The 6,061-nt window shown below is 59.8% G+C and carries 4 protein-coding genes; 3 read left to right on the forward strand and 1 reads right to left on the reverse strand.

Features of this window, described 5'->3' with window-relative positions:
* Positions 1–12: 12 nt before the first annotated feature.
* Positions 13–1,341, reverse strand: coding sequence for a UDP-glucose dehydrogenase family protein (locus BMZ36_RS08740; protein ID WP_091194657.1), 1,329 nt, complete (start codon positions 1,339–1,341; stop codon positions 13–15).
* 258 nt (positions 1,342–1,599) lie between these two features.
* Here BMZ36_RS08740 and BMZ36_RS08745 point away from each other — a divergent pair, with 258 nt between their 5' ends.
* From BMZ36_RS08745 to BMZ36_RS08755, 3 genes are all read left to right on the forward strand, one after another.
* Complete coding sequence (locus BMZ36_RS08745) at positions 1,600–3,840, forward strand: AsmA family protein (RefSeq protein WP_091194660.1); 2,241 nt, start codon at positions 1,600–1,602, stop codon at positions 3,838–3,840.
* Positions 3,837–4,871, forward strand: coding sequence for an A/G-specific adenine glycosylase (gene mutY / locus BMZ36_RS08750; RefSeq protein ID WP_091194665.1), 1,035 nt, complete (start codon positions 3,837–3,839; stop codon positions 4,869–4,871). The genes BMZ36_RS08745 and mutY overlap by 4 nt, the downstream gene beginning before the upstream one ends.
* Positions 4,872–5,053: 182 nt before the next feature.
* Positions 5,054–6,061, forward strand: a 1,008-nt coding sequence (locus BMZ36_RS08755; protein ID WP_143086010.1) for a cache domain-containing protein, incomplete at its 3' end; no start/stop codon positions are given.

The raw sequence follows: 6,061 nt of genomic DNA on the forward strand, positions 1-6,061 counted from the left end.
GGCTTTTTGTCGTCAGGGCTGCTTGCGCCCGATCGGATAGTACTCAAACCCTTCGGCCTTCATCCGCTCCGGCTCGTACAGGTTTCGGCCGTCGAAGATCACCGGCTGCTTCAGCAGCGTCTTGACCTCGTCGAAGTCCGGGCTGCGGAAGGCTTTCCACTCCGTGACGACGACCAGCGCGTCGGCGCTTTCCAGTGCCTGTTTGGGGCTGTCGGCATAGGCGAGCCCGGTTTTTTCGCCGATGGCGCGTTGCGCTTCGTGCATGGCAACCGGGTCGTAGGCCGTGACGGTTGCGCCGCGAGCCAGCAGACCGTCGATCACGATGCGGCTGGGCGCTTCGCGCATGTCGTCGGTGTTGGGCTTGAAGGACAAGCCCCACAGGGCGAAATGCAGCCCTTTGAGGTTTTCGCCGTAACGCTGGATGATCTTGTGGATCAGTACGCTCTTTTGCGCATAGTTGACCGATTCGACGGCGTTGAGGATTTCCAGGTTCTGGCCATACTCGGCTGCGGTGCGCTGCAGTGCCTGCACGTCCTTGGGGAAGCACGAGCCGCCGTAGCCGACGCCGGGGTAGAGGAAGTGATAGCCGATGCGCGGGTCGGAGCCGATGCCCTTGCGCACGAATTCGATGTCGGCGCCGAGTTTTTCGGCGAGGTTGGCCAGCTCGTTCATGAACGAGATGCGCGTGGCCAGCATGGCGTTGGCGGCGTACTTGGTCAGCTCGGCCGAACGGACGTCCATGTACAGGATGCGGTCGTGGTTGCGCACGAAGGGCGCGTAGATGCTGTGCATCAGGTCGCGCGCCGTGTCGTCCTCGACACCGATCACGATGCGGTCCGGGCGCATGAAGTCTTCGACGGCGGCGCCTTCCTTGAGGAATTCCGGGTTGGAAACCACGGCGAACGAAGTGGTGTTGTCGCGTGCGGCCAGTTCTTCGGCAATCGCAGCCTTGACCTTGTCGGCAGTGCCGACCGGTACCGTGGATTTGTCCACGATCACCTTGTAACCGGTCATGTGCTTGCCGATGTTGCGGGCTGCGGCAGTCACGTATTTCAGGTCGGCCGAACCGTCTTCGTCGGGCGGCGTGCCGACCGCGATGAACTGGATGGTGCCGTGGGCGACCGATTCTTCAATATCGGTGGTGAAACGCAGGCGGCCGGCCTCGACGTTGCGCTTGACCATTTCCTCCAGCCCCGGTTCGTAGATCGGGATGCCGCCGGATTTCAGGATCTCGATCTTGCGCGGGTCAACATCCAGACACAGTACGTCGTTGCCGTATTCGGCCAGACAGGTGCCCGTAACAAGACCTACATAGCCGGTGCCAATAATCGTGATGCGCATGGTGACATTCCCGTCGAAAGAAATTCGCAAGGGCGTGATTTTAATCGAAGAGCGGTAATGCGGATATGGGGCTATTCCACATTCGAGAACCTGTCTGCGATCTTGTTGCGAAGCTGTGATCGGGGCTCTTGCGCTGATATTTACTTCGCTGACGGCTTCCCGCTTCAGATCATTAAACAGGTTCTGCTTTCGCAGATACTTTGAATTTTGCCGCAACCTGAGCATAATCCCTGATTCCTGACTGTTTCGCGTGAGAGTATGGACTGGCGACACAACCGCTTGTTTCGCATCGTTTTGCTGCTGGCCGTGACCTTGGTCACGCTGGTCGGTGTCGTCCCGTATTTCGTTTCGATCGATCCGGTGCGCGCCGAACTTGTCGCCCAGATCGCCAAGAGCACGCACCGCAAGCTGGATATCCGCGGAGATGCGCATGTGATTGTCCTGCCGCGCCCGGCTTTGCTGTTGAACGATGTCGTGCTGACCGAGCCGGGAAGCAGCGAAGTTTTTGCCCGTGCCGACCGGATCAAGGTCGGGCTGGCGCTCTGGCCGCTCTTGGCACGGGGCGAAGCGCTGGTGCGGGAGCTGGTTTTTGACGGTGCGATGCTGGCTGCGGTCCGCCGCGAGGACGGCAGCTACAATTTTGACGATCTGCTGGCGCAAAGCGGTGGCGATCGCTTGCAGTTCGGCGTGGAACATTTGCGTTTCAGGTCCGCCAACCTGCGGCTTTACGATGAGTTCCTCGGCAACAATTTACGACTTTCCGGACTGGATGCCCGTTTTGAAAACCTGGCAGATCCCAAGAACGGGCACCTGGATTTGTCCGGCTCGCTGGTCGTTGGCAAGGAAGGCAAGGCCGAAGACTGGCGAGGCCGTCTAAGTGGCAGTGCCGCGATGCGTTACAGCGCGAACGACCGACGTTTGCTAGTGGCCGATCTGGATGTCAGGCTGCAGCAGGAGGGCACGAGTTCCGAGGCGTTGCGCATTGCGAACACCAGTTTGTCGGTGACCGGAAACCTGATTTATGGCTGGCGCCCCCTGCGCCTGACCGGCGGCGAGCTCAAGCTGGCCGGAGAGGTGCAGCGGGCCGACCAGAAGTGGAAAACAGAAATCGACTTGCCGGAGATTCGCTTCAAGGAATCCCGTCTTGATCTGGGGCGGTTGAAGCTCCAGGCCGCGATGCAAAGTCCCTCGGGCGGGTTTTCCGTTCAGGCCCAGGTTCCGGCCTTGGCCGGTGAGCGGTATGGCGTATTGCGCGCGGATACCGCCCAGATCGAAATGAAGTTGACCAGCCCGGAGCAGAATCTGGCATTGGCGTTTTCCAGCCCGCTGGAGTTGCTGGGAGGGACGCAGATATCGTTACCTGGCTACCGGTTGGAAGGGAGTTATGGCAACCGCAACCTGCCGCGCGGCGTGATCCCCTTCGATCTGCAAGGCGACGGCAAACTGGATTTGCGGGGTGAATATGCTGAGCTGGTGAGCCGGGGCACTTTGGATCGGGCCCCCGTTTCCGCCAGTGTCCGGGTCGATGATTTCGTGGCGCCGCGGTACAAGTTTGATGTCGATCTGGCCAAGCTGGATTTGAGTCCCTATCTGCCTGCCGTGGCCGAAAATGCCAAGGCGATCAATCCGGACGAGCCGTTCGACTTGTGGTGGCTGGACAAGTTGGAGGCGCAGGGCATCCTCAAGATCGGCGAGCTTGTGATGCGCCGCCTGCACGTCAACAATCTTTCCGGAAAGCTGGCGGTGAGCAAGCGCAAATTCGTGGTTGATCCACTGTTTGCAACCATCTACGAGGGGCAACTCACCGGACGTGCCGAGGTCGATGCCAGTCGTCGCGCGCCGGCATGGCGCTTGCAGCAACGCTTGACCAACATGAATATCAACGCCTTGCTCACCGACACCATGCAGACCAGTCGCTTCGAAGGGCGCGGGCATTTGGACCTCGATGTGGCTGCGGTCGGGCGCAAGATTTCTGACTTGCGCAAAACCGCCGGTGGTGGTGTGCGGCTGGTCCTGAACAAGGGCGCGATCCGCGGCATTGATGTCGAATCGGTTCTGCGCGCGGCCAACCGGCAATTGAAGTTGCTCAACGGCGAAAATGCGCCGGTGCAGCAAGCCAATCTCGATGCCCGTACCAGTTTCAGCGAGCTGAGGGCTTCGCTGGTATTGCGTCATGGTGTCGCCAGCAACAACGACCTGGCGGTCACGGCCGGCGTGTTGAAGTTGAAGGGCGGCGGAACTATCAATCTGGACGCTTCCAGCCTGGATTACGCGGTGAAAGCCAGCGCCAATCCCAAAGTGCCGGAACTCGCCGAATTGGCCGGGCTGGAGTTGCCAATCCTGTTTTCCGGCGCTTTGTCCGCCCCGGACTACAAGGTTGACTATGCCAGCTTGCGCGAGCAGATCGTTGCCCGGAAAAAGGTGCAGGAAGAGGCGAAGGCCCGCGCAGCCAAAAAGAGCACGTCCCGGGCCAAGAAAAAGACCGACAAGAAAAAGTGACGGCTTCCAATCCCCTTTTTGCCGACCGACTGATTGCCTGGCAGGAGCAGTACGGGCGGCATGACTTGCCCTGGCAGGTAAGCGATCCTTACCGTATCTGGCTGTCCGAGGTGATGCTGCAGCAAACTCAGGTCGGCACGGTTATTCCCTATTTCCTGAATTTCATCGCACGCTTTCCCGACGTGGCTGCACTGGCTTCTGCTTCGCCGGACGATGTGTTGGCAGCATGGAGCGGTCTTGGCTATTACAGCCGGGCGCGCAATCTGCACCGCGCCGCGCAAATGCTGGTGAACAGCCATGGCGGCCATTTTCCGCAAGCGCCCGAAGCCTTGATCGAATTGCCGGGAGTGGGGCGCTCGACCGCGGCCGCCATCGCCGTTTTCGCCTTTGGCGCGCGCGCCGCCATTCTGGACGGCAATGTCAAGCGGGTATTGGCGCGCTGGGCCGGGATCGAAGGCTGGCCGGGCGAAAAACGCGTCGAAAACACGTTGTGGCAGCTTGCCGAATCGCTGTTGCCGTCATCCGGTATCGCCGGTTATACGCAAGGACTCATGGACCTGGGGAGTCAGGTTTGTACGCGAACCCGACCGTGTTGCGGGGCTTGTCCGGTCAAAGAGGATTGCGTTGCCTGTATTGCCGGTCGACAGTCCCAATTGCCTGCGCCCAAACCGCGCAAGACCATTCCGGAACGGCATGTGGTCCTGTTGCTGATCCGCGATGCACGCGGGCGCATTTTTCTGGAACGGCGCCCGCCCGCCGGAATCTGGGGCGGGCTCTGGAGCCTGCCCGAAGCGCAGGACACCCTGTCGGCGGCCAGCCTCTGCGCTTGCCGTTATGGCGTGAACGTCGACTTTGATCCCCCTTTGCCGGATGTCCGGCACACGTTTACCCACTTCCATCTGGCGATAACGCCACTTCCCGGTGCCGTGAACGGAGCTGTTGTCGTGACGGATTCCGGGACAGGCTGGTTTGACCTTGTCGATATCGAAACACTCGGGCTGCCCGCCCCAGTGCGCCGACTGTTGAAGTAACTTTCTTTTGTTACTTGCAGGTGTTTCTTTGTGCTGACGCACGATGAAAATTTGAAATGGTGGCAAGAGTTAAAAATATGGTATTGAATACAAAGGGAAATCTATTGTCGTTGATTTAATTCTGCTGTGGTATCGTGCGTTTTTTGTTTTAAACATTAAAAACACAAAACTGGAGGCGGGCTATGCGATTGAGTACGCGAATCTGGATCATGGTGGCAGCATCCTTGCTGGGGTTGCTGGTGATGGCTGTGGACGGCTTGTACCAGATGCGCCAGAGCCTGCTGGAAGAGCGTCGCGCGCAGATTGCCCAATTGCTGGATTTTGCCGATGCCCAGCTTAAATATTTCCACGGGCAGGAAACGAGCGGCAAGCTGAGCCGGGAAGAAGCGCAGGCGCGCGCCAAGGAATCCATTGCCGCACAGAAAAAAGGCAGCGACTATTTCTTCATTCGCTCCCTCAAGGAGGACATGTTCGTTCTCCATCCCATCCCGAGCCGAGTGGGCGTGAAGGACGATGGCGGCAAGATGCCGGACGGGCGTTCCACAGCCCAAGCCTATCGGGATAGCTTGGCGCAGAGCAAGGATAACAAGGCGTTCTTCTCCATCATGGCACCCAAGCCGGGAGACAAGGATAAGGACGCACGGTATCCCAAATTGAATGGCGTACTGAAGTTCGAGCCGTGGGGCTGGATGCCCGGCATCGGTTTCTTCACCGACGATATCGAGCAAACCTTCTGGAAGCGTGCCGCCGCCTTCCTCGGTATGGGTGCAGTCTTGCTGGCCGTTGTCGCCTTCCTCGCGATCCGCACCATGCGCAGCATCCTCGGCCAGCTCGGGGGCGAGCCGCAATACGCCGCCGAAATCGCGCAAGGCATTGCCAACGGCGACCTCTCGCGCAGCATTGACGCCCACGGCAAGGCCGACAGCCTGCTGGGCTCCATGCGCGTCATGCAGCAAGGGCTGCACGACATCGTCGCCCGCTTCAACCAGGCCTCCACTACGCTCGCCACTGCCTCGCAGCAACTGACCGAAGAAACCGAACAGATCAGCCGCGGCAGCCAGCAGACCTCCGAAGCCACCGCCTCCACGGCTGCTGCAGTGGAACAGATGACCGTCAGCATCAGCCACATCTCCTCCAGCGCCCGGGAAACCGAAAGCAACTCCCGGCAAGCCGCCGAACTCGCCACCCAT

It is taken from the genome of Formivibrio citricus (genome assembly GCF_900115065.1).
GTDB classification, from domain to species: domain Bacteria; phylum Pseudomonadota; class Gammaproteobacteria; order Burkholderiales; family Chitinibacteraceae; genus Formivibrio; species Formivibrio citricus.